The following is a 3,976-nucleotide window of genomic DNA, read 5'->3' on the forward strand; positions in this document are numbered from 1 at the left end:
CAACAAAAGGTCCAAGCTTTCTTCCGCCAAGATAAAAGTCACCTGCATCGTCATTACCTTTGGAAAAGATAACACCAATGAGGATCATCATGGCAAGATACAATACGATTACGATACCCAAAATGATCTGTGTTCCCATACGTTCCTCCGTTGATCCGTTTATTGTGTTTTTAATACGTTATCACATCAAAGTGATAAATTCAAGCTTGAATTCTCGCCATCCTTCGATTTTAATTGCTGGCGCTATACACTTATTCAACGTTTTATAGTATAATTCTTAACATATGAGCCTTGACTATAATATTTTTCTTGAAGTGGCGGTCATTCCGCTGGACATAGCTCTTTTCGTATACCTCTTAGTACGCTATACTTCTCCCACTAAGGTCAATATAGCATTCCGAAGGTTTACTTGTGCTGTGATGATAACCACCTTCTTCGACGTTGTCACAGCCATCGTTTCAAGCGCACACACTCTGGTTTCAAATCCGGTCCACTATTTTTTTAACATGACCGATTCAGCGCTTGCTTCACTATCAGCATTTCTCTTTATCTATTACATATATGCGTACTGCACCATGAATCAGACGGCTTCCAAATTAAGGAATCTGATGAACTATACTCTATTAGCCGTAAACTACCTGCTGCTTTTGACAAATCCTATAACAGGCTGGGTTTTCACCTATGACGAGGCAGGCAATTACATTCACGAGTTTCTATTTATCCCGGTAGCATATGGATTTCCTATTCTCTTTTTTGTAATTGCAAGTATCTATATGTTAAGGCACCACATGATGTACAAGAAGAGTCAGCTGATAACTATGCTACTGGCAATTTTAGTTGCAGGAACCCTTTTCTTTCTTCAGATGCTCTATTTTGACAACGTGCTGATCACCTTCTTTATCGCATCCATAGGGGTTTTAGTCATTTTCCTCTCCCTTGAGACCCCTGAATATCTGAGATTGGTGCAGGCAACTGCTGAGTTGAACGAAGCAAAGACCAGAGAAGCCATTCTGGAATCCAAGGATCGCCTTTCAAGGGAAGTCATGCTGGCTCTCTCAAAAGCAGTCGATGCCAAGGATCACTACACCAACGGTCATTCCTCCCGCGTCGCAGAGTATGCAAAAGAGATCGCTAAACGCATGGGCAAAAGCGAAAAAGAACAGGAAGAGATATACGAACTGGGGCTTTTACACGACATCGGCAAGATAGGCGTATCAGAAGAAATAATCAACAAAGAAGGACGCCTGACTGACGAAGAATTTGATGAGATAAAAAAACACACCCTTACAGGTTGGGAAATTCTAAAGACAATAACCGAGATCCCCTGGCTTTCCAAGGGAGCAAGATGGCATCATGAAAGATATGACGGAAATGGCTATCCGGACGGACTTAAGGGAAAAGAGATCCCGGAAGAAGCAAGGATAATCTGTCTGGCTGACAGCTACGATGCCATGACATCCAAGCGTTCCTACTCCGTTCCCAAAAGTCAAAAGGAAGTCAGAGATGAGATCGTAAGATGCAGCGGAACTCAGTTTGATCCTGATATAGCCATTTACCTTCTGGAGATGATAGATGAAGACACTGAATTTAAACTCCACGGAAATCTGACATAAGATCATTTAATTATCAAATTTTGAAAAAGTCAGGAAGAAATATGCGAAACAAAAATGTCATTTTCATAACACATGCAGCCGCAATAGGAGCCCTCTACGTGGTGCTTACGCTTCTTGCAAATGCCATGGGCCTTGCAAACTACGCCGTACAGATAAGATTTTCTGAGGCTCTGACAGTGCTTCCGCTGTTTACCCCCGCTGCGATCCCGGGGCTCTTTGCGGGATGCATTCTAAGCAACATCTTGACCGGCTGTCTTATGCCCGACGTGATATTTGGCTCCATTGCGACCCTCATAGGTGCCATCGGAACCTACGTTATCAGCAGAAAGGCAAAAAGAAATATCGCCAGATGGCTTGCTCCAATACCGCCTATCATAGCAAACATGTTGATCGTTCCCCAGATCCTCATAAGGGTCTATCACATTCCAGGGACACTTCTATTTTTCACAGCAACTGTGGGCCTTGGAGAAGTGATCTCCTGCTTCATATTGGGAGAGCTCCTTATCTACGCCCTTAGCCCCATTGCCAGTAAGCTCTTTTCCATGGACCAAAACTCATAGAGCTAAGCGCGCAAGTTCCTCAAAACTAATATTCTGATCCGGAGTAAAGTCCTCTGAATCCATGTATCTGTATATGGATGTCAAAAGAGCTCTGCACTCCGGATATTTTTTTAGCCTGTGAAGCCCCATGGTTGAAACAAATACCCTGCCCTTTTCGCAGTTAAATTCAAGGAGCATTCCCATGTTCCTAAGGTAAGCATAGCTGTCAAGGACAGTCACTATGCTCTTTACGCCGTCGGGAAGTATCAATGCTCTCTGGGAGCTTTGGGCAAACCACTGATAGTCTGAATGAAAGCTTGTGGGGTAGTCCTTAAACAGCGGATGTTCACTGTCTATAAGAAGTCCCATGCTGCCCTCCTGGGAGCTGAAGGTTCCAACAGACCAAAAGTCCGTGGTGAATGTGGACTTAATGGAGGATGGCAGGTTTTCTTTTGTGGGATCTGGCGCAAGAAAAACGCATCCGCCTCTTTTAAGGATTTCTTTTGCCTCTTCGTCCATGGTCCTGCATTCATAGATGCCAGAAGGCTTCTGAGGTTTTTGGGATTCTGCAGTGTACACGTATATCCTGTAGCTGTTTTCGTATCCTGCAAAAGAAACCTTCAAGGTCAGGGCGCTGTTTCTTTTAAGGTCAAGGCCTGACAGGTATAGCCTTATCTCTCCAACATCAGTAAGCTGCCCCTGGGCTACAGTTACCTCTTGGTAATATTCTTTGGTGAAAAGAGAAGTCTCCCCATCCAAAAGGCAGGCCTTGAGCCTTCCAGTGATATCGCCTTTTGAGTAATTGGAAAGGCGCACTGTAGCTGACAAAACCTCGCTGTCTGTGTAGCAGTACTTTTCAAGGTAAACCAGGGGAAGGGCCTCGCCAAAAAAACTCTTAAACCTATGAGGATCTGCAAAGCTGTAGGGCTTTGGCTTAAGGTGAGAGTTCATCATTCCCACAAGAGCTGTTCCCTGGCCAGGAAAATCCTGAAGTCCAAGAAGGGATATTCCGCTATACTCTTGTGTCCTACGGGCAGCCTCCACCTCTTCTTTGTAGGACAAAAGAGCCAGTTCCCCAGTGGCTTCTACCCTTTTCTTCCAGGTATCAAGAAGCCCCTTCTTTTTTACATTTTCTTTTATGAGTTCTAAGTTCTTAGGGCTTGTAACTCCCTTAAAATCCTCTATTTCCTTAAAGTCAGGAAGCACCTCATACTGACCCACCTCAAAACTAAAAATGGGCTTATGGTACTCCTTCCTGATAGCTAAGACAGTGTCGTCATAGCTGTGCCTTGCGTCTGGATAGTCGCTGTTAAGGTACCCTCTCATACCATCAAACGTAGCTCGCATGGGCTTGTCCTTATACCAGGAGGCTGTGTAAAAATCGCTGCCAGCATCTGCTCCCTTTTCGCCGTAGAACGGGTTTGACGAAAAAGCAAAGAGCCTTGTGGCATCTGTTTTATGGCAAAGGTCAAGTAGCCTGTCTGCTACTGCCATTCCATTTTCCCTGGCCTGCAGCTCATTTCCAAAGGCAAGCATCACGAAGGATGGGTGGTTTGCGTAAGATTTAAGGATCTCCAAAAGTTCTTTTTCGTAGTAATCTGCTGCTTTCAGGTCTGAAAAAGCATCCCTTGGGTTCCAGTGGGAAAGTTCAGGCTGCATCAGCATTCCAAGCTCATCTGCCGCAGTAAATGCAGCCTCCGGCGGGCAGTGGGAATGAAAGCGAAGGCAGCTTACGCCGTAGCCCATGTAGGTCCTTATTATCTCTTTCCAAGAGTCCACCTCCATAGGCGGATGGCCAGTCTCCGGGTACACAGCGCAGTTTGC

General features: G+C 45.0%; 3 protein-coding genes. 2 read left to right on the plus strand and 1 reads right to left on the minus strand.

Annotated elements, in window-relative coordinates; translation table 11 throughout:
• The first annotated feature begins 284 nt into the window (after positions 1–284).
• Entirely contained in the window at positions 285–1,613 is a 1,329-nt protein-coding gene (locus tag J6I68_RS15595; protein ID WP_292221635.1) for an HD-GYP domain-containing protein, read from the plus strand.
• A 41-nt stretch (positions 1,614–1,654) separates the two neighbouring features.
• Positions 1,655–2,173, plus strand: coding sequence for a QueT transporter family protein (locus J6I68_RS15600; RefSeq protein WP_292221636.1), 519 nt, complete (start codon positions 1,655–1,657; stop codon positions 2,171–2,173).
• Here J6I68_RS15600 and J6I68_RS15605 read toward each other — a convergent pair.
• A partial coding sequence (locus tag J6I68_RS15605) for a glycoside hydrolase family 2 TIM barrel-domain containing protein (protein WP_292221637.1) occupies positions 2,168–3,976 on the minus strand: 1,809 nt, incomplete at its 5' end. The genes J6I68_RS15600 and J6I68_RS15605 overlap by 6 nt on opposite strands.

The sequence above is a fragment of the Butyrivibrio sp. genome, assembly GCF_017940685.1.
Lineage (GTDB): Bacteria > Bacillota > Clostridia > Lachnospirales > Lachnospiraceae > Butyrivibrio.